The organism is Rhodococcus sp. RDE2 (assembly GCF_020885655.1).
GTDB classification, from domain to species: Bacteria; Actinomycetota; Actinomycetes; order Mycobacteriales; family Mycobacteriaceae; genus Rhodococcus; species Rhodococcus pyridinivorans.
The window spans coordinates 4622240-4645387 of sequence record NZ_AP025186.1; the positions used below are offsets into that span (position 1 = coordinate 4622240).

Below are 23148 nucleotides of genomic sequence, written 5' to 3' on the forward strand. Positions count from 1 at the left end.
CATCCGTCATGACGACCAACCTCGACATCTGGAACAGACTGCAGCGCGTGCCGTTCGGAAACTGGCTGTTCACCCAGGCAGTGTGTTTCAAGGCGCCCTACTTCCGCAGCATCCATCCCCTCATCCACGAACTGCGGCCGGGCCTGTGCCGGGTCACCGCACCGAATCGGCGCAGCGTGCACAACCACCTCGGCACCTATCACGCGATCGCGTCGTGCAACATGGCCGAGATCGCCGGCGGCATGATGACCGACGCCACCGTCCCCGCCACCCACCGCTGGATCCCCGTCGGGATGACCGTGGAGTACAAGTCGAAGGCGACTACCGCCGTCACCGCCGTCGCCCGGCTCGACGACGTCCCGGACTTCCCCGACGAGCCCACCGAACTCGTCGTCCCCGTGGATGTCTCGGATGCCGACGGCAAGGTCTTCGGTAGTTGTCAACCTGTCTGAGACAGGTGGTGGATGTTGATCCCTGTAGACCCGGGCAGTTCCGGCGCACGAGGCGCACGCCGGAACCGCTCGGGAAACTCCGCTGCATACTCATCGAGCATCTGCTGACGCAACCGCCGAACCGCAACAGCAGAACCGTCGAACACCGACGCCGGAGTATGCCGACCGAGCCCACTGTGCCGATGCTCGGTGGCATACCGATGCAGAAAACCCGCGGTCCACTCCCTGGCATGATCGATCGAATCGAACACCGGCGGGCAGGTCAGGTCGTACTTGACGGTCTTGAACAACGACTCCGAAAACGGATTGTCGTCACTGACCCGAGGACGGGAAAACGACGCGATCACCCCCCGCTCCTCGAGCAGATCGAGCAACACCGTCGACCGCATCGACGCCCCGTTGTCCGCATGCAACACTGACGGGCACCCGTGCTCGGCGATCGCCTCGGTGAACAACTTCACCGCACGCTCGCCGCTCTCATGGAACTCGATGCACCACGCGACCGGATACCGCGAGAACACATCGATCACCAGATACAACAGGTACCGGTCCTTCTTCCCGGGCCCCTTCAACTCGGTGATGTCCCACGACCACAGATCCCCGACCGCCCCGGCCCCGACCACCGGCCGGGCCCGGACAGGGCCGCCGCCCCCGCCGCCGCGGCGGCCACGCCGGTCCCCGACCAAGCTCGCCGCGCCGGCGACCCGATAGAACGTCCGCTCACTGCACGCCAGAACCCCTGCATCGAATGCACGCCAATAAACCTGAGCCACAGACAAATCCGCGTACTCGCCGGAGCACAGCACATCGCAGATCGTGTCACGTTCGCTCTCGCTGAGCGCGGCCGGCTGCCGACGCTTCGCCTGCGGCAGCGGGTCCCCGGCCGGCCGGTAATGCGTGTAGCCGCGACTGTGCCGGTAGTAACTGGCCCGAGGCAGTCCGAGCAGGGTGCAGGCCCGGGTCACCGGCATCGCCGCGTCCTGGTGCAATGTGGTGACCGTGGCGGTCAGGACAGCCTGTACCCCTCGAGCCATTGTTCGTACTCGGCCACGCTCATCAGCGCCGGTGGGATCGCAGGTGTCTCCGGCGCCGAGCTCTTGGTCACGTGCTCCAAGAGCTCGAATGCTTTTCCCAGGATCTGCTGGGCAGCTTCGGCCTGCTCGACCTTCTGACGCAGTTGCTGGTTTTCCTTGCGCAGCTGTGCCAGCTCCGCGCGCTCACGACTGTCCATGCGTCTACCCGGTTTCTCTGCGGCTGCCCTCATCGATGCGGTCCATTCTCCGCGGTCCCGGGCGGCGATCCAACGGTGGACCGTTCCGTAGGCGAGGTTGTTTTCACGCAGCAGTTTGGCACGGCTGCCGCGTTCGATGGCCGCGTCCCATTGCCGGAGGAACTCCGAGCGGTAGGCCATCGAGAACGAACGCATGCCTGTCGGTGTTCGGCCGACTTCGACGTCGATCATGATGCTTCCGTTTCCCCGCGTCCGTCCCTGAATGTGTCTCACGACCATCCTGGCAACCAACGAATTGCCGTAGCGGATGACCAGGACGGTAGCGGATACAGGCCTCAGGGCACGGTCCACGTGTTGTCGCCCCGCAGCAACTGCTGCAGGTCGGCGGTACCGGATTCCTGCGCGGCCCGCACCTGCGCACGGGCGGCATCGTCGTAGGTCGTCCGCACGACCTGCCGGACGATTCCCGTGACGACGTAGCGAAGATCCTGATCCGACAGGCGCGACAGTGCGTACGCGTACTCGGGGTCGTCGGTGTGCGCGTCGTGCACGACGATGTCGGCGGCATCCACCTCGGAGCGCTGCGCCACCCGCAGACCGAAACCTTTTCGGACGACGCACAGCTCGTCGTCGACTCCGAAGATGATCGGTTCACCGTGCCGCAGCGGGATCAGGTGCGACGGCGCTTCGTCCTTGCGCAGCACGTCGAACGATCCGTCGTTGAAGATCGGGCAGTCCTGCAGGATCTCGACGAAGGCCGCACCGCGATGGTGCGCCGCCGCGCGCAGGACCTCCGTCAGCCCGGCGCGATCGGAGTCGAGAGCACGTGCGACGAAGGACGCTTCGGCACCGAGCGCGAGCGACAGGGTGTTGAACGGAGCGTCGACCGAGCCCGCGGGCGACGACTTGGTGACCTTACCGACTTCCGAGGTCGGCGAATACTGTCCCTTGGTAAGACCGTAGATCCGGTTGTTGAACAACAGGATCCGCATGTTCACGTTGCGTCGCAGGGCGTGGACGAGATGGTTGCCGCCGATCGACAGGGCGTCGCCGTCACCGGTGACGACCCACACCGACAGATCCGGACGTGTGACCGCGAGTCCGGTCGCGAGCGTCGGCGCGCGTCCGTGGATCGAGTGCACACCGTAGGTGTCGAGATAGTAGGGGAACCGCGACGAGCATCCGATGCCGGACACGAACAAGAGATTCTCACGCCGGACGCCCAATTCGGGCAGCAGGCTGCGGACCGTCGCGAGGATGACGTAGTCGCCGCAGCCCGGACACCACCGCACTTCCTGGTCGGACGTGAAGTCCTTCGCCTTCTGCGGGTCGTCCGTCCGGGGCACACCGTCGAGTGCGTCGATGTGCGGGCGGAGTCCGAGATCGTGGCCGAGGAGTCCGGTCATGCTCGTGCCCTCTCTGCTGTGGGGTCGAGTTTCGTCGAGGAGGCGACTGCGGCCGGTGTCCGGGATCGTTCGGTGTCGGCGAGTGTTCCAGCGAACTCGGCCTCGATGGCGTCGTGGAGTTCGTCGGCGCGGAACGCCATGCCGGATACCTTCGTCACCGGCTGGATGTCGGCATCGAACCGCGACCGCAGCAGGAACGACAGCTGACCGAGGTTCATCTCGGGGACCAGCACGCGCCGGTAGCGGCCGAGCACGTCGCCGAGATTCTTCGGCATCGGCGCCAGGTGCCGGAGGTGCGCGCGGGCGACGACATGCCCCGCTCGCCGGGCGCGGCGCACGGCTTCACCGATCGGCCCGTACGACGACCCCCAGCCGAGCACCAGCACCTCGGCGTCGCCGGTGGGGTCGTCGACGTCGAGATCCGGGACGTCGATGCCGGCCACCCGCGCGACCCGCAGTCGGGTCATCAGCTCGTGGTTGGTGTGGTGGTACGAGATGTCGCCGGTGCCGTCGGCCTTCTCGAGCCCGCCGATCCGATGCTCGCGACCCGCGGTTCCGGGTATCGCCCAGTCGCGGGCGAGGGTGTCGGCATGGCGGGCGTAGGGCAGGTAGCCGGGATCGTCGTCGCCCGGCGACCCGGCGAAGCGCGGATCGATGCGGGGCAGGTCGTCGACGTCGGGGATCCGCCACGGTTCGGATCCGTTGGCGATCGCACCGTCGGACAACAGCATGACCGGGGTGCGGTAGGTGATGGCGATGCGCGCGGCTTCGAGTGCCGTGTCGAAGCAATCGGCGGGCGACTGCGGTGCGACGATCGCGACGGGTGATTCGCCGTTGCGGCCGAACATCGCCTGCATCAGGTCGGCCTGTTCGGTCTTCGTCGGAAGGCCCGTGGACGGTCCGCCGCGCTGGACGTCGACGACGATCAGCGGCAGTTCGGTCATCACCGCCAGACCGATGGCCTCGGATTGCAGGGCGATTCCCGGACCCGACGTGCTCGTGACCCCGAGCGCGCCACCGTAGGACGCGCCGATCGCGGCGCCGATACCCGCGATCTCGTCCTCGGCCTGGAAGGTGTGCACTCCGAAGCGTCCGAGTCTGCTCAGTTCGTGGAGGATGTCGGAGGCCGGCGTGATCGGGTAGGTGCCGAGGAAGACGTCCATCCCCGCCGCGCGACCCGCCGCGACGAGACCGTAGGCGAGGGCGGTGTTGCCGGTGATCTGCCGGTACGTGCCGGGTGCCAGCGACGCGCGGGCCACCTCGTAGGTCGTGGCGAACGTCTCGGTGGTCTCCCCGTAGTTCCAGCCGGCGCGCAGGGCGAGGACGTTCGCGTGCGCGATGTCGGGCTTCGACGCGAACTTGCGCTCGAGGAACGTCTCGACCGGCGCGATCGGCCGCCCGTACATCCACGACAGGAGACCGAGCGCGAACATGTTCTTCGAGCGCTGCGCATCCTTCTTGCCGACGCCGGCGGGTTCGACGGCTCCGGCGGTGAGCGTGCTCATCGGCAGGGCGTGGACGGTCAGGTGCTCCACCGCGTCGGTGCCGAGCGGATCGGCGTCGTAGCCCGCCTTGCTCAGGTTCCGTTTGGTGAACTCGTCGCTGTTCACGATGACGGTGCCGCCTCGGGGCAGGTCGCCGACGTTGGCCTTGAAGGCCGCCGGGTTCATCGCGACCAGCACGTCGGGCCGGTCGCCGGCGGTGAGGATGTCGTGGTCGGCGATCTGGATCTGGAAGCTCGAGACCCCGGGAAGAGTGCCCTGAGGTGCGCGGATCTCGGCGGGGAAGTTGGGTTGTGTGGCAAGGTCGTTGCCGAAGGCCGCCGCCTCGGCGGTGAACCTGTCACCGGCGAGTTGCATGCCGTCGCCGGAGTCGCCGGCGATGCGGATGACGACCTGTTCGAGTTTCGCGCTCGACGCCATGCGCTCCATCGTGGCCCTCACGCGCGCATGTGCAACCGTTTCTCCCGAAAATTTTCTCCCGATCAGGAGCGGACGGTGTCCCCGATGAAGCTCAGCGCCTGAGGCCAGGACACGGCGTAGGCCTCGGCATTGACGGGATTGCCGTGCCGGTTGCGGGAGGAGAAACCGTGTTCGGCGCCGGGGTAGACGTGGGTGAGGGTCGCGCCGGTCTCCCGCTGTTGCAGCCTGGCCTGCAGGTCCCCGAAGGTCTCGGCGCTCATGATCGTGTCGGCCCCGGCGTGCAGCACCATGACGGGCGCAGCGACGCGACCTGCGTGGTCGACGGCGTCGAGCGTGTGGTTCGGGGCAGGCGGCACCGCGATCGACGGGTGATAGGCCACCACGTTCGCGACCCGCATGTCGCGGGCGCCGAGGATGAGGGCGAGACGACCGCCGAGGCACCACCCGATGACGCCGATCTTCTCGAGCCGGAGTTCGCCGAAGGCGTGGTCGAGCAGGATTGCCATCTCCGCGAGGCTCTTCTCGTCGTCGAGGCCGCCCATCAACTCCATGAGCTCGTCGCGCGAGGTGTCGTCGGCGCTCGGTCCGTGCCACGGATCCCATACGAGTGCGGTCACTCCGGTTCCGGCGATGTCGTGCGCGTACTCGCGGACCTGGGCGTCGATGCCGGTGATCATGGGTAGCAGCAGCATTCCTCCGGTGGCACCGCCGAGCGGCCTGGCCAGATAGACGCGCAGGCCTGCGATGTGAACGAATTCTGCCTCGATGTCGGTCATCGACCGTCCTTCCACTTGCGTCGATTGTTCGTCATGATCTTCGTACGAAGTCGTCTCCCGGGCAGCGGATGCGCCCGTCGGCGCAGTTCACGCACCGCTCATCCCACTCACCGAAAAAAATGAGAACATCATTTCCTTTTTGCGGTATCGTTCCTCTCATGCACCGGCGGGTGGTCGGAGCACGGCAGACGGCACGCTCGAAAGGGATACAGGCAGATGGCTCGCACCGTATTGGTCAGTGGTGGCACCGGCGGCCTCGGCAGCGCCGTGACGAAACATCTCCTCGACACCGGATGGCGGGTCGTGGTGCCGTGGCTGGTCCGCGACGAGCTCGAGCGCGTGGGTACGCATCCGAATCTCCAGCTCGTGCAGGCCGACCTCTCCGACGAGCAGCAGCTCGAGGACGCCCTGAACTTGGCGTGCGACGATCCCGACGCTCCCCTGTTCGGCGTCGTCAACCTCGTCGGCGGTTTCACGTCGGGGCCACGGGTACACGAGACTCCGATCGAGGTGCTCGACTCCCAGCTCGACCTCAACCTGCGCACCGCCTATTCCGTCAGCCAGGCCGCACTGCCCCACCTGATCCGCCGCGGCGGTGGATCGATCGTCTGCATCTCCACCGCCGCGACGCTCAACCCCTTCCCCGGCGGCGCGTCCTACATCGCCTCCAAGGCTGCGGTCTCGGCGCTCGTCGAGACGATGGCGCTCGAGTACCGCGACGACCACATCCGCGTCAACGCGCTGCTGCCCGTCGTCATCGATACCCCGGCCAACCGCGCCGCGATGCCCGACGCCGACACGAGTCGCTGGTCGAAGCCGGCCGACATCGCGAAGGTCATCGAGTTCCTGATCTCCGATGCGGGCGCCTCCATCACCGGCGGCCTGATCCCCGTCACCAACGTCGGCTGAACTCAGACCGACTGGAGGCGGCCGAGTCTGGTCGCACGTTCGAACGCTCGCCGTTCGGCGTAGTTCATGCCGCCCCACACGCCGTGCGTCTCTCCGGTGCGCACGGCGTGCACTCGGCACGCGTCGATCACCGGACAGGAGCGACAGACCTCCTTCGCCTGCCGCTCGGCCCGGAGCACCGCACCGCGGCCGTCCTCGGGCTGAGGGAAGAACATCGACGCGTCCACCCCGCGGCACCGCGCCGCGACCACCCAGTCACGGTCGCCGGATCCGTACATCGCCGCCTCCTTGCCCATCGGGTCATCGCGGACCCGCACTCGTCGAACGAGTGTTTGTACGGCCATTTTTCGGTACCCGGCGGAGATCGTCAATCCTTGAGCAGCGCGGATCCATCAGAATCGACGATGGCAGTCGCTTCGGATACCTATAAGCACCGGAAGCTATGGCCGCACATTTGGCGAGCGGGCGAGGCCGAGCGGACCAGCGGGGCGGATCAGCCGACGATGCCGGCCTTCTTCAGGCCCGCGATCTGCTCGTCGGTGAGCCCGAGGGCGGCGAGCACCGTGTCGGTGTGCTGACCGAGCCCCGGCACCGCGCCCATCGGCAGTTCGACGTCGCGGAAGTTCATCGGCGGCAGGATGCCACGCACCGTCCCCGCCTCGGTCTGCACCTCACGCCAGCGATCGCGCGTCGAGAGCTGGGGGTGCTCGATGAGCCCGCGCAGATCCCGCAGCTGCGCGGCCGGCACACCGGCGTCGGCGAGCTTGCCGTCGAGCTCCGCACTGGTGAATTGCTTGGTGGCCTGCCCGACCAGCGCATCGACGTCCTCGCGGCGACGCACCCGCTCGAGATTGGTGGCGTAGCGCGGATCATCGCCCAGTTCGGGCATGCCGAGCACATCGGTGAGCGTGCGCCAGCCCCGATCGTTCTGCACGCCGATGAGGATCTCGCCGTCCGAGGTGGGGTATTTGTCGTACGGCGCGATCGACGTGTGCGACAGACCCATCCGCGGCACCTGGCGCCCCTGATACATCTGCAGGTACATCGGATAACCGAGCCATTCGGCGGTCGCGTCGAACATCGACACGTCGATCGTCGCGCCGACACCCGTGCGGTGCCGGCGCAACAGCGCCGCCTGGATGGAGGTGAGCGCATACATGCCCGCGGCGATGTCCGAGGTGGGGATGCCCGTCTTCACCGCAGTCTCGGGCGTGCCGGTGATCGAGCACAGGCCGGTCTCGGACTGCACGAGCATGTCGTAGGCCTTGCGGTCGCGCATCGGTCCGTCGGTGCCGTAACCGGACATGTTGACCACCACCAGTTCCGGGTGGTCGGCACGCAGGTCGTCGGCACCGAGTCCGAGACGCTCCACCGCGCCGGGAGCGAGATTCTGCAAGAAGACGTCCGCACCGCGGATCAGCGCCTTCACCGCATCGATGCCCTCGGGAGCCTTGAGATCCACCGCGAACGATTCCTTGCCGCGGTTGAGCCAGACGAAGTGTGCGGCCAGGCCGTGCACGGCACCGTCGTAGGCGCGCGCGAAGTCGCCGTCGCCGACGCGTTCGACCTTGACGACACGGGCTCCGAGGTCTGCGAGATGGCGCGTCGCGAGGGGCGCGGCGACCGCCTGTTCGAGGCTCACCACAGTGATGCCCTCCAGCGGCAGGCCGGCAGAAACCTCCACCTCGGTCCGATCGGTTCGGTCGCTCGTCACCTGATGTCCTTTCGCGTTCGCGGTTCCCCCATCCGGCGTCGCTGCATGTCTACCAGGACGAACACGGACTCCCCAGTAATACCTCTGCGGTATCGATTCGGGTCCTATTGGGTATTGGACTGGAAATCCGAGCCCTGCCACTCTCTGTTGAGACGCAGACCACATTCCACCCGCCTCGTCCGGGGGCGTAGCAGACGGAGGGCGCATGAGTTCGTCCACACCCACCGATCAGGAGATCGCGAGGAAGGCCCGCAAGGCCGGTATCGCCTCCTTCATCGGCACCACCATCGAGTGGTACGACTTCTACATCTACGGCACGGCCGCCGCGCTGGTGTTCGGCCAGGTCTTCTTCTCGGACGAACTCTCGAGCGGTGTCGCGACCCTCCTCGCGTTCGTCACCCTCTGGGCCGGCTTCCTCGCCCGCCCACTCGGTGGCGTCATCTTCGGCCATCTCGGAGACCGCCTCGGACGCAAGAACACCCTCGTCATCACGCTCGTCATGATGGGCATTGCGACGGTGGGCATCGGTTTGCTCCCCACCTACGCGCAGATCGGAATGTGGGCGCCGGTCCTGCTGGTCTTCCTGCGCATCGTGCAGGGCGTCGCGGTCGGCGGCGAATGGGGCGGCGCCGTCCTCATCGCCAGCGAGAACGCCCCGAAGGGCAAGGGAATCCTGTATTCGGCGTTCGCGCAGCAGGGTTCGCCCGCCGGCAACCTGCTGTCGACGATGGCCTTCTTCTTCCTCGCAGCGCTGCCCACCCCGCAGTTCATGATGTGGGGCTGGCGCATCCCGTTCCTGCTGTCGGGCGTGCTGGTCGCCATAGGCATGGTGATCCGCCTCGAGCTCGAGGAATCGGACGCGATGAAAGCCGTTCTGGCACGCAAGAAGACCGTCAAGCTCCCGATCAAGGAAGTGCTGCGCAAGCACTGGGTCCTGGTCCTGCTCGGCGCCGGTGCACTGCCCCTCGCCCAGGTGACCTATTTCAAGAACACCTTCGCGCTGTCGTGGGCGACGAGCGAACTCGGTTACGAGCGCGGCACCTTCCTCGCGATCATCGCCATCGCCCTCGTCGTGCAGTTCATCGTGCAGCCGTTCGGTGCCGTGCTGGTGTCGAAAATCGACATGCGCAGGGCCATGCTCCTGATGATCGTCCCGGAGCTGTTCCTCATGCCGGCGATGTTCTTCGCGATCCGCACCGAGACCTTCGCGGTCGCCGTGATCGGTATGTGCCTCGCGACGATTCCGCACTCGATGTTCTACGGCGCGATCGCCGGCATCCTGGCCCGCGCCTTCCCGGCAAACATCCGGTACTCGGGCCTGTCGCTCGCCTACCAGCTGTGCTCGCTGATCGTCGGTGGTGGCACCCCGGTTCTCGCCCAGTACCTGCTCAACTCGTCCGGTGACGTCACCGGCGTGGCCATCGCGGCGGCCTGCTACGCAGCGGTTTCCCTCGTGTGCACCCTGGCACTGCTCGAGCGCACCGGATACGACCCGAAGGCACCCTCGGTCGCCGAGAAGTCCGACGCCGACGAACTCGCCCTCGAGCAGTCGGAGGCGGCCGAGCACGACCGCCGTACTCCGGGAACCGACGACACCCCACGAGATCGCGTCCATGCATAGGACAGATCGCTCGCACTCGGGGCCGGCCGGCGCAGTCGCCGGCCGGCCCCGGTCACTCCGGAGTCGGCAGCGCTTCCTCGGAGAGGCGGAGAACCTCCCGCAGCGCGGCACTGTCGTCGTCCTCCCGCCACACGAGCCGCACGTCGAGCGGCTCGGGATGATCTGCGAGAGGAACGAACACGACCTCGGGGTTGATGACGTTCGCTGCGACCGACGAGACCGTCATCGAACATCCCACCCCGGCCGAGACCAGGGCGATCAGCGACAGCGAATCCGGGGCGCTCTGAACGATTCTGGGCGTGAATCCGACGTCGTGGGCGATACGGAGCAACAGCTCGCGCAGCATCGATCCGGGTTCGGTGGGCAGCATCACCCACGCCTCGTGCGCGAGGTCCTCGAGCCGGACCTGCTCACGGTCGGCGAGCGGGTGCTCCTTGGGCAGCGCCACGACGAGGTTCTCTCGGGCCACGACGCGCGACGCGATCCCCGGTGGGAAGAACAACAGGCGCACGATGCCGATGTCGAGCTTGCCCGCGGCCAGCTTGTTGAGCGCCTCGCTCGCGTACGCCGAACTGTCGAGCACGAATTCGATACCGGGATGAGTGCGCCGCACGAGCTTTGCCCACCGGCCCACGAGATAGTGCGAGGACGAACCGGCGAAACCGATACGGACCCTGCCGGTCTGACCCGACCCCGCGGCGGTCACCGCCATCTCGGCGAGCCGGCAGGCGTCGAGGATGTTCCGGGCCGGCTCCACGAGCGCGCGACCGCTCTCCGTCAACCGCACGCTGCGGGTGTTGCGTTCGAAGAGTTCGGCTCCGAGTTCTTTCTCGAGCCTGCGGATCGTGCGGCTGAGCGGCGGCTGGGCCATGTGCAGCCGTTGCGCCGCGCGACCGAAATGCAGTTCCTCCGCCACCGCCAGGAACGCCTTCACCTGCTGGATTTCCACCCGTCGATTATTGCGCCTGCGGGCGCCTGATATCCGACACCGAATTACCGACCACACGGAGGACGACCGGGTATGCCGGACAAACTCATGACCCTGCGCGAGGCGATCGCCACCTATGTCGAGGACGGCATGACCGTTGCCCTCGAGGGTTTCTCGCACCTCATCCCGTTCGCCGCGGCGCACGAGATCATCCGGCAGGGCAGGCGCGACCTGACGTTGTGCCGCATGACCCCCGACATCATCTCCGATCAGCTCATCGCCGCCGACTGCGTGTCGAAGCTCGTCGCCTCGTTTTTCGCCAGCGGCTCGGCCGGGTCGCTGTACGAGATCCGCCGGCGCATCGAGAGCCACGACCCCGTCGCACTCGAGGTCGAGGAGTACAGCCACTACGGCATGGTCTGCCGCTACCAGGCCGGCGCGGCCGGGCTGCCCTTCTTCCCGCTGCGCTCGTATGCCGGCAGCGACCTGCCGAAGATCAACCCGAACATCCGGCTCGTCGAGGATCCCTTCAGCGGCGGCAGCGTCTACGTCGTGCCTCCGCTGAACCCGGACGTGACGATCATCCACGCGCAGCGCGCCGACCGCTCCGGCAACGTCCAGATCTGGGGCATCGCCGGTGTGCAGCAGGAAGCGGTCTACGCTGCGAAGAAGGCCATCGTGGTGGTCGAAGAGATCGTCGACGACGACGTGATCCGCTCCGATCCCAGCCGCACCCTCGTCCCCTCGCACGCGGTGGACGCGGTGGTGCTGAGCCCGCGCGGAGCGCACCCCTCCTACGCGCAGGGCTACTACGACCGCGACTGCGCGTTCTACCGCCGATGGACCGCGATCAGCAAGGACCCCCAGCAACTGCGCACCTGGTTGAAGGAATGGGTCCTCACCACCGCCGATCACGCCGAATACCTCGAGAAACTGGGCGAAGAGTACTGGGCCGACCTCGAGGTCGCGCCGCGCCCCTCCGGGACCGTCGACTACGGGAGCCGAAAGTGACCACCACCGAAACCTTCTCCACCACCGAACTGATCGTCTCCGTCGCCGCGCGGGCCCTGGCCGGCAAGGCCCGGGTCTTCGCCGGGGTGGGTCTGCCCACCCTCGCCGTCGACCTCGCCGCCCGCACGTCGAACCCCGACGTCGAGCTGATCTACGAATCCGGGGTCTGTGGTGCGCACCCCGAGGCGATGGCCGAGGGCATCGCCGACTCCGTCGTGGTCTCCGGCGCCGAATCCGTGGTGTCCATGGCGTCGCTGTTCGGGTACGTGCTCCAAGGCGGCAACGTCGACGTCGGCTTCCTCGGGGCGGCGCAGATCGACCGCGACGGCAGCCTCAACACCAGCATCATCGGCGACTGGGACAAGCCCACCGTGCGCCTGCCCGGCGGCGGCGGAGCCGTCGAGATCATGCCCAACGCCGGCGAGGTGTTCGTGATCATGCGACGCCACGATCCGAGTGCCTTCCCCGCCGAACTGGACTTCTGCACGACCCCGAGCCCGGTGCGCGCCCGTGAGGCCGGCGTCGGCATCATGCCCCGCGGCCGCGGGGTGACGAAGGTGTTCACCAGCCTGGGCGTGCTGTCGCGGCAGGATCTCTTCGACGAACTCGAACTGACCAGCATCCACCGCGGTGTCACCGTCGACCAGGTCCGCGCCGCGACCGGCTGGGATCTGAAGATTTCCGACGAGCTGACGCTGACCGAGGATCCCACCGCCGAGGAGATCGACCTGCTGCGCAACGAGATCGACAAGGTCCGCCTGTATCTGCGGTGATCCCGTCGACGTGAACGACGTGGCGGCTGGCAGGATGTCCGCAACGGACGACGCCCCGGATCCTGCGAGCCTGCGCGCGTCCGGCGTGATGCTCGGCGGACGGACCGCCGCGTGATGCGGGAAGGCGGCACGTCATGCACGCGAGCACGATCCACGACCTCGTGGACGGCACGGTCGTCGCGGCTGTGATGCCGTTGACCGACCTCGCGCACAGGCCGGTGGCCGGACGCGATGCCGTCGCACTGGTCGACGAGCACGAGGTGTTCGCCGATCCCCCGACGGTCCTGCACCGGATCGCCGCTGTGCGCGAGCGCGGATTCGCCGTGGCGGTACGCATCGCGGAATCGGCGTCCCGCGCCACGGTCGTCCTGGCTCTGGTCGAGCCGGAGGTGGTCGTCGTACCGGCCGAGGCGCTCGTCGCATCCGACCTGCGGGCCGCCACTACCCTGCTGTCGTTGCGGGCCCACTGCGAGCGCACGAACTCCGTCGTTCTCGCCGAGGGCGTCGACTCCGACCTTCATCGCGAGACGGCCCTCGCCCACGGTATCGATTTCGGTTGCGGTACAGCACTACACGTTGCGGAGGGTGAAGCCGGCCCTTCGTCGCCGCGCGGCGGGTTGTTCCGTGAACCCACCTGGAGTGCGCCGCTCGACGACGCGACCGCCGCGCCCTTCCGCATCCTGTCTGCCGGTCGGGAACGCGTGCGGAGCGGCAAGGGTCTGCTCGTGTCCATGAGCGCCGACCTCGAGGCGCGAGCCGGGGAGGCCGGACCCGACACGATCGCCCTCGGCACCTTCCAGCACCACGACCACTTCACCGGGGCCGCACGCAGACGATGGCTGTCGATGGCCGACACCCTCGCGCACGTCGCGGTCTTCGCGGTCGGGTTCGGCACGAGCACCTCGGGCCCGGACCTCGTCCCGATCGAGCCGCACGATCCCCTCGTCGACGAGTGGAACGTCATCCTCCTGGGAGAGTCGTTCGCGTGCGCGCTCTCTGCCCTCGACCTGCACCGTCGAACGGCCGGCGGCGAGCGGGAGTTCGAGTACGTCGTCTCCTACGACCGGGAGGCCGTCGCCCGCGCGGCGCGCGTGACCCTGTCCCGTCCCCGACCGGTCCCCTTGGAGGTCCCACCCTCGTCCTGAGCCGCTCTCCCTCGGGTCACCCCTCGAAACGCGCCAGGATGCTGTGGGCGCACCGGATCACGGTGCCGCGGTCGTAGGACAGCACGTAGCGGAACTCGCGGTCGAGATCCGCTGCGTCGGTGTGCATGTCGAGCGCGGCGAGTACGCACGCGAAGTGCGGACCGAGGACGACGACGTTCCATTCGTCGACGATCGGATCGTTCGGGTCCAACGGCGCGTGGTGTACCGCGGAGTCGACGTAGGGATCGATTCCGACGCCGTAGACCCCGGTGTAGGCGACCTGCTCGGCGAGCTGCGCCCATCGAACCCGGGAGGTCGGGGTGAAGTGCTCGGCGCGCTGGAAGGTGCCGAGCACGATCGTCTCCGGTCCCGCTCCCACCGCGTTGGTCTCGAGCAGCTTGCTCATCGACACCAGAAGTCGCTTGAAACTACTTGTGCGTCTGCGTCCTTCGGACGCCAGAGCGAAGGGAGTGAGTTCGGGGCCGCCGGGAACGGCCCGTCGCGGACGCAGCGATATCGGTCCGACATCCGAATCCGCTTGCGCGGCATCCCCGGTCGATCCGACTGTCGGATACAGCGCGCCCATTCCGTATTCGGCGGCCAATCCCAGAGCGCGGCGGCGATGCAGTTCCGAATCGACGCCCTGCGCGATGACGACCGCGCTGCTGGATTCGATGTACGCGGCGACGGCGTGGGCAATCCTCGCCGTCGAGGCGTCGGCCGCACGCGCGATCAGGGCCGGCGACGTGATGATCACATCCGGTTCGACGAGCGGCAGCAGCGCGAGGGCCTGAGCACGCGCTCCCACACCGTCCACCGCGACGAGCATGCCGGCGGTGCGCGCCGCCGCAATGGTGCGCAGCGTCCTGGCAGGGGCGGCGATCAGCGCCTGCTCGGTGATGAGAGCGACCGTGGTCGGGCCCCCTCGATCCCCGAGCGCGCCGAGTTCGTCGAGCGAATCGAGATCGACGGTCACCAAATGCGGAACCGCCGACTCGGCTTGCCGTCCGGCCCTGCGCCACTTGATCCGGTCCAGTTCCGACTTCTGATGCATCGCCCGGGCGGCCTCGCTCAGAGCGGTCGCATCGTGCAACGATGATCCTTCCGGACCACGCAGTTGCAGTTCGACGGCGGACAGCGCACCGCTGCCGAGCCGATGGATGGGGGCGAGCTCCGTCTCCACGACGAGGCCGCCGAACGCGGCCTCCGCGTCGGCGGCAGCGTCGGCAGGAACAGCGCTCATGGATCCAGCATCCCATCTCCGGCCACCGATCGTCCGCTCGGGCCGACGGAGCCAGGAACATAGGATATTTTCGCAGCTCCGAACGCCTACGTTACAGAACCGTGATGTTTCGTTATCGTTCCGTTATGGAACGGGTGGTGGCGAAGCGACATCCGTCGGACAGGCTCTGTGCAAGCCCGAGGCGAGTTCTCACCGGACCCCGACGTTCTCACCACGACCCCAGCAGGCCGACCGTCTGCTCGTGATCCAGCCCGCACCGGACGGCACGAAATCCACGCCGACAGGAGACCGCAATGAGCACACGTACGAGCACCACCCGCAGGATCGTCACCCACACCGGCGCACTCTCACGAGTCGGTGCAGAGACGGTCGCCCGAGCACCGCGCTACCGTCTCGACGTCCACTCGCCCTCCCGTCGCTGCAGCGTCCTGCGGGCGAAGGGCGATCTCGACATGACCGCCCGAGCGGAGTTCGCCTCCACTCTCGGCGACCTCGCACACTCGGGCGACCACGTCGTCGTCGATCTGTCCGAGGTGACCTTCATGTACTCCGAGGTCGCCTCGATGCTCGCCGATGCCGTTCACATCCGGCCCGGCCGTTTCCACGTCGTCGCACCCACACGCCAGGTGCGCATGCTGCTCGACATCCTCGCTCCCGGCCTCGACGTCACAGCCGATGCCGCACCCTGCGACGCGGGCACAGCACCCGCTGCCTGATCACAGCAAGGGGCGCGTGACGGCGTCCGGCCGGCGTGCAACCGACTGCTGTAGCAGTGCGCCCGCCACGTGCGCGCGTCGCAGCACCTCGGACACGACTGCAGCATCGGATCCACCCACGACCGCGGCGACATGTGTGTGGGGGGGCGAACCCCAGAAGGTGGTGGTAAAGGCCAATTCAAGCCCTCGGTTGTCAGGTTTGGCAGCCCTTACACTCTATCGGTGCTCAGCCCGTTCTTCCGCAAGGAACATCCTCGCGTGCGTTTCGTCCTCCATCTGGAAGACTTCGGTGACGCCCCAGCCTTGATCACCCAGCAGGAAACCGTCACCTACAGCGACCTGGCCGACCGAGTCCATCGGGCAACTGCCCGGCTGGGAAACACCCGCCGACTGGTGTTGATCGCAGGTGCCAACGAGATCGATGTTCTTGTCGTCTACCTTGCAGCCCTACTCGCCGGACATCCGGTTCTGCTGGCGCCGGGCGACCACCCCGCAGCCTTCGAAGGCCTGATCGCCGCATACCGACCCGACGTGGTGGTGCGCAGTATCGACGGGACCGTGACGATCGAGGAACGGGGTGACGGTTCTGCGCATGTACTGCACCCCGACCTGGCGCTGCTGCTGAGCACCTCCGGCTCGACGGGCTCCCCGAAACTCGTCCGCCTGTCCCATCGCAACGTGCAGTCCAATGCAGAGTCGATCGCGGAGTACCTCGACATCCGTAGTACCGACCGGGCAGTGACGACGCTGCCGATGCATTACTGCTACGGGCTCTCTGTCATCCACAGCCACCTACTGCGCGGAGCCGCAGTGATCCTCACGAGCCGCTCGGTGACCGACCCGGCGTTCTGGGAGCTGTTCCGAGACCACCGCGGCACCAGCTTCGCCGGCGTGCCCTACACGTTCGATCTGCTCGATCGGTTCGGATTCGACGAACTGGACCTACCCGACCTGCGCTACATCACCCAGGCCGGCGGTCGACTCTCACCGGATCGGGTCCGCGCCTATACGCAGTCGGGCCGTGAGCGGGGCTGGGATTTCTTCGTCATGTACGGGCAGACGGAGGCGACCGCACGGATGGCGTACCTGCCTCCGGAACTCGCCTCCGACTATCCGCAGTCGATCGGACGAGCTGTTCCCGGTGGATCCTTCCGGCTCGAGCCGATACCGGACGCTCCGGACGGCACCGGTGAACTGATCTACACGGGGCCGAACGTGATGCTCGGCTACGCGCACACGCCCGAGGATCTGGGTCTCGGGGACGTCCTCGAGGGTGAACTGCGGACCGGCGACCTCGCGCGGCAGATCGACGGCGGCGTGTACGAGGTGGTGGGCCGACGCAGCCGTTTCGTCAAGATCTTCGGGCTACGGATCGACCTGCAGCAGGTCGAGTCGACCCTCGCCGAACAGGGACTGACGGCATGCTGTGTCGGCGGGACGGACGACATGATCGTGGCGGTCGCGGGCGCGAGCGATCTCGAGGCGATCCGGTCCGCGAGCGCACAGGCCTGTGGTCTTCCCGTCGCGGCCGTGCGGGTGTGTCTCGTCGACGAGCTTCCGCGGACCGGCACGGGCAAACCCGACCTTCGGGCAGTGGCCGAGCTCGTGCACCACGCGACGCCCGATTCACCCGAGGTAGAGAGCACCGTCGTGGACACGGCCGCCCTGCGGACCCTGTATGCCGAGGTGCTGCACAGTGGGCAGGTCACCGACGACAGCTCGTTCGTGAGCCTGGGCGGCGACTCGCTGTCCTATGTGCAGATGTCTCTGCGGCTCGAGCGCATGCTCGGCTATCTACCCCAGAACTGGCACACCACCGCAATCAAGGATTTCGTGCCTACGCCCCGGCGACGATGGTGGCGGGCGGTCGAGACCAACGTGCTGCTCCGCGCTGTTGCGATCGTGCTGATCGTCGGTTCGCACATCCGGTTGTTCGGGGTTCTCGGCGGCGCGCATGTGCTGCTGGGGGTCGCCGGATACAACTTCGCACGCTTTCATCTCGCCACTCCCCGTACCGAACGGGTGCGACATGTCCTGGGCAGCGTCGCCCGAATTGCCGTACCCAGCATGGTGTGGCTCGGCGTCGTGATCGCACTGACCGGGGACTATCTCGTGACCAGTGCGTTGTTGCTCAACGGCATTCTCGGCCCCGACGGGTGGACGCCCGAATGGCGGTACTGGTTCATCGAAGCGATCGTGTACATCCTGCTCGTAGTCATCGCGGTGTTGTCCATCCCGCTCATCGACCGTGTTGAGCGCAGGCACTCGTTCTGGTTCGCGATGGCCTTGGTGGGTGTGGGTCTGCTCCCCCGCTACCGCGTGATCGAGCTCGGGGACGGCAACAATCTGATTCTGAGCGCGTCGATGGTCTTCTGGTTGTTCGCCCTGGGCTGGGCTGCCGCTACGTCGACGACCGTGTGGCACCGAATGATCGTCACGGTGGTGATCGCAGCCACGGTGCCCGGATACTTCTCGGGTGATCTCCAGCGAGAACTTCTCGTCATCGGTGGGCTGGGCCTGCTGGTGTGGCTCGAGTCCGTTCCCTGCCCACCTGTGCTGAGCCGGATCGCAGGGGTGCTGGCGAGCGCGTCGCTCTACATCTACCTGACGCACTTCCAGGTGTATCTGCCGCTGCGAGAGGACCATCCCTGGTTGGCGTTCGCCCTGTCGATTCTGGTCGGCATTCTCTTCTGGCAAGCCGTGACGGTCACCCTTGCTCTGCGTCGACGGGTCGGTGCTGCGCGGGCGAAATCCGATCCGAATCCGGCCGGTACCAGCAGTGGTTCGCCCCCGTCCCACGCTGCGGAGATGCCGGGGAGATCCCCGGTGGCGTGAACTGTCACTGCTACTGGTTCGAAGATCCCGGGACGCGTGGTGTGCAGTCCTCGCCCCTGTGAACGACATCGACAAGACCGCGTTGAAGCATGCACCGACATGTCTCGTGCTCGTCAGCGTGACGGGCCACCCGTGATCAACGCCCACACGTCCCCGGCTTCACCGGCCGCGGCGAGCAGTTCGGAATCCCACGACGCGACCGTGCCGAATTCGCTGCGCCACGACAGGATCCGGTTGGCGTGCCGATGCAGCTCGTGTTCCATCGTGAAGCCGATCGCGCCGAGTGCCTGATGCGCGTTTCGGGCGACGACCGACGCCGCATGTCCGGCACACGACGCGGCCGCCGCGATCGCGAAGCGGGTCGACGCGTCACCGAAACCACCGGCGAGAACGGCATCGACCGCACCATCCGCGGCGGCGTGCACGAGCGAGGCCTCGGTGGCGATGTCGGCGACGAGCGCCTGCACCGCCTGGAACTTGGCCAGCGGACGACCGAACTGCACGCGGGCAGTGGTGTGATCGACGACGAGCTCGAGAACCCGATCCATCGCACCCGCGGTGGCCAGCGCACGGACGAGCGCGCCCCGGTGGCGGAACTCGTCGGCGGTGCCCGCCGGAATGTCGCGCCCGGACAGTGCCGACAGGTCGACGCACATGTGATCGCGGGGCTCCGCCGCCAGGTTCACGGCCTCGACGATCTCGACATCGCCGCGAGCGACCTCGGCGACCTGCCATCCCTGCGGTGACTCCCACAACACGACGATCGAGTCCGCGAACCGGGCCCACGGCACGTGGCGTGCGCGGCCGTCGGCGTCGAGCACCGCGGCGGTACGCACCGCCGGCGCCGCATCGAGGCCCGCCTGCTCGAGGAGCCAGCCCGCGAGCAGATCGTTCTCGGCCACCGGCACGGCAGCAGCAGCGCTGCCGGCGGCCTCGAGCAGCAGGGCGGCCTCGAGCCATCCCGCGCCGCTTCCGCCGCTCTCCTCCGAACCCGTGAGCCGATCGAGGCCGAGCTCGGTGAGGGTGCTCCACAGGGCACGATCGAGTTCCACAACCTCACCGATGCGGTGGTCGTCACCCGAGGTGAACACCTCGGACAACATCTGTGCGAAATCGCGCAGTTCCGTCGACTGCAGTGCGTCCTGCCCGCTCATCTCATCCCCAATCCTCGTGCGATGACCCCGCGGAGGATCTCGCTCGTGCCGCCGCGCAGTGTGAAGCCCGGTCGTTGCATGACTCCTGCCCGGACGAGCTCGGCCAGATGTGCGTCGGCCGCGGTGTATCCCGCGATCTCGTCGGCGAGATCGGCGAGATCACCCTCGGTCTTCGTGCCGAGCACCTTCACCACCGACGCCGCGAGCTCGGCGTTCTCGCCACGCTCGAGGGCTTCGGAGACCGCCGTGGACATACGATGCATTCCCGCGATGCGTCCGATGGTCGCTCCGATACGGGTGTCCGGTTCGACGCTGCCGTCGACGACACCGTGCACGAGGGACTCGAGCACCCCGAAGGTCGACAGGAAACGCTCGGGACCGCTGCGCTCGTAACCGAGTTCGCTCGTCACCTGTTCCCAGCCGGCACCGATCTGCCCGAGCACCAGGTCGTCCGGGACGAAGACGTCGTCGAGCAGCACCTCGTTGAAGTGGTGGTCGCCGGACATCGACAGGATCGGGCGGATCGTCACACCCGGGGAGTCGAGCAGGACGATGAACTGGCTCAGCCCGTCGTGGCGGTGCGCCGGATCGAGCGGGGCGGAGCGGGCGAGGCCGAAGAAGGCGTCGGCATGGTGCGCTCCCGACGTCCACAACTTGGTGCCGGAGATCCGCCACCCACCGTCGACCCGGGTCGCCTTGGTCTTCACACTGGCGAGGTCGGATCCGGAGTCCGGCTCGGACATGCCGATGGCCCAGCAGATCTCACCGGCCGCGATGCCCGGCAGGAACCGCTGCTTCTGTTCCTCGGTGCCGTACTTCAGCAGCGACGGTGCGGCCTGACGGTCGGCGACCCACTGAGCGGCGACCGGAGCGCCCACTGCGAGCAACTCCTCGGTGACGACGAAGCGCTCCATGAAGGTTCGTCCGTGTCCGCCGTACTCGACGGGGATCGTCATGCCGACCCAGCCGCGAGCGGCGAGCGCACGCGTGAAATCGGGGTTCCATCGCGTCAGCCAGGTGTCGATGCCCGGGGTGAACACGCCCGCCTCGATCTGTTCCTTCAGGAACGCCCGTACCTCGGCACGGAGTTCGGTCAGTGCCGGGTCGGGGGTGCCCGCCCTCGGCACGAGTCGTGCACTCATCGTGAATCTCCTTCTCCACCGGTGACGGTGGGACACAAAAGCGCCAGCGACAGGTCCGCGTAGCGTTCCGCGATCTCGTCCGGGGCGTCCGGTCCGGCAGGGTCGTACCAGTTGGCGATCGCAGAGACCATCGCCAGAATCGATCGGCGGCAATCGTCGGGATACTTCGTGGTGAAGACACCTTGCGCCACACCGCGATCGATGATGTCGCGGATTCGCTGCCGGCCGGCACGCCGGCGCTCCTCGTACAGGCGCGCACCCTCGGGTTCGAGGTTGCGCACCTCGGTGGCGATCATCCGCCCCTGCTCTGGGAACTGCGTGCGGAAAATGACGTTTCCCTTGACGAACGCGCGGATCTGCTCGACCGGATGGTCGTCGACGCGGGCGAGTTCGGCGTCGCAGACCGCGTCATAGGTGTCGACGCCGTCGAGCAGGATCGCCAGCAGCAGATCCTGTTTGTTCTTGTAGTGGTAGTACAGCGCGGACAGGCTCACGCCTGCCTCCTGCGCGATCGTCCGGATCGACGACGAGCCGTATCCGTTGCGCACGAACTCCTTCCGGCCCGCCTCGATGAAGATGCGCTGTTTCGGCGACAGCACTCTCACGACAACGCTCCCGAATCGGCGTACTGCGCGATCAGCTCACCGAGCCGACCCTTGACCATCTTGCCCGTCGGCGTGCGCGGAAGTTCGTCGACGAACCGCACGTGCCGGGGGCACTTGAAACGCGAGAGGTGTTCTCGGCAGAACTCGATGATGTCGTCCTCGAGCTCGTCGGATCCGTCCACCTCAGGGACGAGCTGCACGAACGCTTCGACACGTTCACCGCGGTCCACATCCGGCACACCGACCACCGCGACGTCGGCGATCGATGGGTGCAACGCGAGGACGTTCTCGATTTCCTGCGGATAGATGTTCACCCCACCAGAGATGATCGTGAACTTGTCGCGCCCGGTGAGGAACAGATAGTCGTCCTCGTCGAGATATCCGATGTCGCCGGTGGTGAACCAGTTCCCCTCGAAGGGATGCCGGGTGGACGCCGTCTTCTCCGGATCCTTGTGGTACTCGAACGAGAAGTCGTCCCGCTCGAAGTAGACGGTTCCGGTCTGCCCGGCAGGCAACCGATTTCCCCGCTCGTCGCAGATCCGCGCAAGGCCGAGAGTGCCCGGGCCGCCGGTCTTCCCGACCGTGCCGGGCTTGTCGAGCCACTCCTGCGGCGTGACGAGGGTGTTACCGATCGCCTCGGTCGCCGAGTAGTACTCGTAGACGATCTCGCCCCACCACCGCATGAGTTCCTGCTTGACTTCGACCGGGCACGGCGCGGCCGAATGCAGCGCACACCGCATCGACGACAGATCGTAGCGCTCCCGGACCTCGCGCGGCAGTTTCAGCAGGCGCACGAAATGCGTGGGCACCCATTGGCTGTGGGTCACGCGGTAGCGCTCGATGCACCCGAGGCTGCGCTCGGGATCGAACCGGTCCATGAGCACGACCGTGCCGCCGAGCGCCTGCGTCGACACGCCGTACCGCAAGGGCGCGGCGTGGTAGATCGGCGCCGGAGACAGGTACACGGTGTTCTCGTCGAAACCGAACCGGCGCACTTGTTTCAGGAGAGGAGGACCGGTCTCGTCACCGACCTGAGCCCCGGAGAGAGCCGGCTTGATGCCCTTGGGGCGGCCGGTCGTGCCCGAGGAGTACAGCATGTCGCTGCCGCGAGGCTCGTCCGCCATCGGAGTGATCGGAAGACCCGCCACCTCCTCCTCGTACACCATGTGTCCGGGCACGACTCCCCCGAATGCGACGCGGTGCGCCACCTTCGGGGTGAGCTGCACGATCGCCTCGGCGAGGTCGGCGAGGGGTGACGAGACCACGAGCACCTTCGCGTCGCAGTCGTCGACGATGTACGCGGCCTCGACCGGAGCGAGGTGCGTGTTGACGAAGGTGACGTACACCCCCGACCTCACTGCACCCCAGTACAGTTCGAACGCCGTGGCGTCGTTGACGGTGACGACCGCGATGTGGTCGCCCTTCCCGACGTCGTGTGCGCGCAACCAGTGCGCGAACCGGACGGACGCGTCCTCGAGTTCCCGATAGGTGAGCGTCCGACCGGTCGCGGCCTCGTGCACCGCGGGCCGGTCCGGGGCGACAGCGGCGTGACGGCCCGGGTACAT

At 67.2% G+C, this 23148-nt stretch carries 21 protein-coding genes; 8 read left to right on the top strand and 13 right to left on the bottom strand.

The window, feature by feature from the left end; genetic code table 11:
• Positions 1-8: 8 nt before the first annotated feature.
• The gene (locus tag LPH33_RS21505) at positions 9-452 is read left to right on the top strand and encodes a hotdog fold domain-containing protein (protein WP_229565947.1); all 444 of its coding nucleotides are present in this window, start codon (positions 9-11) and stop codon (positions 450-452) included.
• Here the strand turns inward: LPH33_RS21505 and LPH33_RS21510 are convergent.
• From LPH33_RS21510 to LPH33_RS21530, 5 genes are all read right to left on the bottom strand, one after another.
• Positions 440-1486, bottom strand: coding sequence for a DDE-type integrase/transposase/recombinase (locus LPH33_RS21510; protein ID WP_071936289.1), 1047 nt, complete (start codon positions 1484-1486; stop codon positions 440-442). The genes LPH33_RS21505 and LPH33_RS21510 overlap by 13 nt on opposite strands.
• Complete coding sequence (locus LPH33_RS21515; protein WP_071936290.1) at positions 1459-1914, bottom strand: hypothetical protein; 456 nt, start codon at positions 1912-1914, stop codon at positions 1459-1461. The genes LPH33_RS21510 and LPH33_RS21515 overlap by 28 nt, the downstream gene beginning before the upstream one ends.
• Positions 1915-2018: 104 nt before the next feature.
• Positions 2019-3089: a 2-oxoacid:ferredoxin oxidoreductase subunit beta gene (locus LPH33_RS21520; RefSeq protein WP_229565949.1), complete on the bottom strand. Its 1071-nt coding sequence runs from the start codon at positions 3087-3089 to the stop codon at positions 2019-2021.
• On the bottom strand, positions 3086-5020 hold the full coding sequence (locus tag LPH33_RS21525; protein WP_229568428.1) for a 2-oxoacid:acceptor oxidoreductase subunit alpha: 1935 nt from the start codon (positions 5018-5020) through the stop codon (positions 3086-3088). The genes LPH33_RS21520 and LPH33_RS21525 overlap by 4 nt, the downstream gene beginning before the upstream one ends.
• Positions 5021-5073: 53 nt before the next feature.
• Positions 5074-5787, bottom strand: coding sequence for a dienelactone hydrolase family protein (locus tag LPH33_RS21530; RefSeq protein WP_229565952.1), 714 nt, complete (start codon positions 5785-5787; stop codon positions 5074-5076).
• 216 nt (positions 5788-6003) lie between these two features.
• On the opposite strand from LPH33_RS21530, the gene LPH33_RS21535 reads away from it, so the two are divergent.
• Complete coding sequence (locus LPH33_RS21535; RefSeq protein ID WP_016692368.1) at positions 6004-6696, top strand: SDR family NAD(P)-dependent oxidoreductase; 693 nt, start codon at positions 6004-6006, stop codon at positions 6694-6696.
• A gap of 2 nt (positions 6697-6698) precedes the next feature.
• Here LPH33_RS21535 and LPH33_RS21540 read toward each other — a convergent pair whose 3' ends face one another.
• A complete protein-coding gene (locus tag LPH33_RS21540; protein ID WP_420714457.1) occupies positions 6699-7013 on the bottom strand; it encodes a WhiB family transcriptional regulator in 315 nt (104 codons plus the stop codon).
• Positions 7014-7189: 176 nt separating this feature from the next.
• Complete coding sequence (locus LPH33_RS21545; protein ID WP_019290835.1) at positions 7190-8410, bottom strand: CaiB/BaiF CoA transferase family protein; 1221 nt, start codon at positions 8408-8410, stop codon at positions 7190-7192.
• A gap of 205 nt (positions 8411-8615) precedes the next feature.
• Here LPH33_RS21545 and LPH33_RS21550 point away from each other — a divergent pair, with 205 nt between their 5' ends.
• Positions 8616-10031, top strand: coding sequence for an MFS transporter (locus LPH33_RS21550; RefSeq protein ID WP_229565955.1), 1416 nt, complete (start codon positions 8616-8618; stop codon positions 10029-10031).
• A 52-nt stretch (positions 10032-10083) separates the two neighbouring features.
• Here LPH33_RS21550 and LPH33_RS21555 read toward each other — a convergent pair whose 3' ends face one another.
• Positions 10084-10980, bottom strand: a complete 897-nt coding sequence (locus LPH33_RS21555) for a LysR family transcriptional regulator (RefSeq protein ID WP_229565958.1) — start codon at positions 10978-10980, stop codon at positions 10084-10086.
• A 72-nt stretch (positions 10981-11052) separates the two neighbouring features.
• On the opposite strand from LPH33_RS21555, the gene LPH33_RS21560 reads away from it, so the two are divergent.
• The 3 genes from LPH33_RS21560 (at position 11053) to LPH33_RS21570 (ending at position 13888) form a co-directional block, all read left to right on the top strand.
• Positions 11053-11970, top strand: coding sequence for a CoA transferase subunit A (locus tag LPH33_RS21560; protein ID WP_006553722.1), 918 nt, complete (start codon positions 11053-11055; stop codon positions 11968-11970).
• On the top strand, positions 11967-12743 hold the full coding sequence (locus LPH33_RS21565; protein WP_229565960.1) for a CoA-transferase subunit beta: 777 nt from the start codon (positions 11967-11969) through the stop codon (positions 12741-12743). Before LPH33_RS21560 ends, LPH33_RS21565 begins: the two co-directional genes overlap by 4 nt.
• Positions 12744-12877: 134 nt before the next feature.
• Complete coding sequence (locus LPH33_RS21570; protein ID WP_229565962.1) at positions 12878-13888, top strand: DICT sensory domain-containing protein; 1011 nt, start codon at positions 12878-12880, stop codon at positions 13886-13888.
• A gap of 16 nt (positions 13889-13904) precedes the next feature.
• Here the strand turns inward: LPH33_RS21570 and LPH33_RS21575 are convergent, their stop codons facing one another.
• Positions 13905-15131 carry an EAL domain-containing protein gene (locus LPH33_RS21575; protein ID WP_229565964.1) on the bottom strand — a complete coding sequence of 409 codons (1227 nt, stop codon included), beginning with the start codon at positions 15129-15131 and terminating at the stop codon, positions 13905-13907.
• A 293-nt stretch (positions 15132-15424) separates the two neighbouring features.
• Here LPH33_RS21575 and LPH33_RS21580 point away from each other — a divergent pair, with 293 nt between their 5' ends.
• Together LPH33_RS21580 and LPH33_RS21585 are read left to right on the top strand one after the other, a co-directional pair.
• Positions 15425-15847, top strand: a complete 423-nt coding sequence (locus tag LPH33_RS21580; protein WP_064256113.1) for an STAS domain-containing protein — start codon at positions 15425-15427, stop codon at positions 15845-15847.
• A gap of 222 nt (positions 15848-16069) precedes the next feature.
• Positions 16070-18682 (top strand): AMP-binding protein, encoded by a 2613-nt coding sequence (locus LPH33_RS21585; RefSeq protein ID WP_420714458.1) that lies wholly within the window; start codon positions 16070-16072, stop codon positions 18680-18682.
• Positions 18683-18795: 113 nt separating this feature from the next.
• On the opposite strand, the gene LPH33_RS21590 is transcribed toward LPH33_RS21585, so the two are convergent.
• Genes LPH33_RS21590 through LPH33_RS21605 form a run of 4 tightly spaced genes read right to left on the bottom strand, consistent with a single transcriptional unit; the run spans position 18796 to position 23148 of the window.
• Positions 18796-19836: an acyl-CoA dehydrogenase family protein gene (locus LPH33_RS21590; RefSeq protein WP_229565966.1), complete on the bottom strand. Its 1041-nt coding sequence runs from the start codon at positions 19834-19836 to the stop codon at positions 18796-18798.
• Positions 19833-20978: an acyl-CoA dehydrogenase family protein gene (locus tag LPH33_RS21595; protein ID WP_229565968.1), complete on the bottom strand. Its 1146-nt coding sequence runs from the start codon at positions 20976-20978 to the stop codon at positions 19833-19835. The genes LPH33_RS21590 and LPH33_RS21595 overlap by 4 nt, the downstream gene beginning before the upstream one ends.
• Entirely contained in the window at positions 20975-21583 is a 609-nt protein-coding gene (locus tag LPH33_RS21600) for a TetR/AcrR family transcriptional regulator (protein WP_229565970.1), read from the bottom strand. The genes LPH33_RS21595 and LPH33_RS21600 overlap by 4 nt, the downstream gene beginning before the upstream one ends.
• Positions 21580-23148, bottom strand: a complete 1569-nt coding sequence (locus LPH33_RS21605) for an acyl-CoA synthetase (RefSeq protein ID WP_229565972.1) — start codon at positions 23146-23148, stop codon at positions 21580-21582. Before LPH33_RS21605 ends, LPH33_RS21600 begins: the two co-directional genes overlap by 4 nt.